Here is a 297-nt window from a genome sequence, read left to right on the forward strand (position 1 = left end):
CGGAGCCGCTGAGAACAAGCTCCTCCGGCTTGCCGGTGCTCTGCACGGCAATGGACTTTCCGGCAAGGTCGCTGAGTGTCCGGATGCTGCTGTCGGCATCCACCGCAACCACCTGACGGCTCACCATGTAAGGCCCCGCCCAGCGGTAGATCTCCTCGCGTCCATCCATGGAAAAGCAGCCCCAGATGCAGTCTATGGTGCAACTTTACACCAGATTTGTTTTTTGCTCCCAATCGATCGATTCAAACCGGGCAGCATATCCCATGCTGCGGTATGCTTCGGTGGCGATCTCCACGT

1 pseudogene is annotated in these 297 nt (G+C 58.2%); it reads right to left on the reverse strand.

What is annotated here, in order from left to right:
* A pseudogene (locus P0G09_RS19260) lies at positions 1–196 on the reverse strand (amino acid ABC transporter substrate-binding protein); the annotation flags it as partial.
* Positions 197–297 lie beyond the last annotated feature (101 nt).

This window comes from Faecalibacterium sp. DFI.5.82 (assembly GCF_029076575.1).
Classification (GTDB): Bacteria; Bacillota; Clostridia; order Oscillospirales; family Ruminococcaceae; genus Faecalibacterium; species Faecalibacterium duncaniae.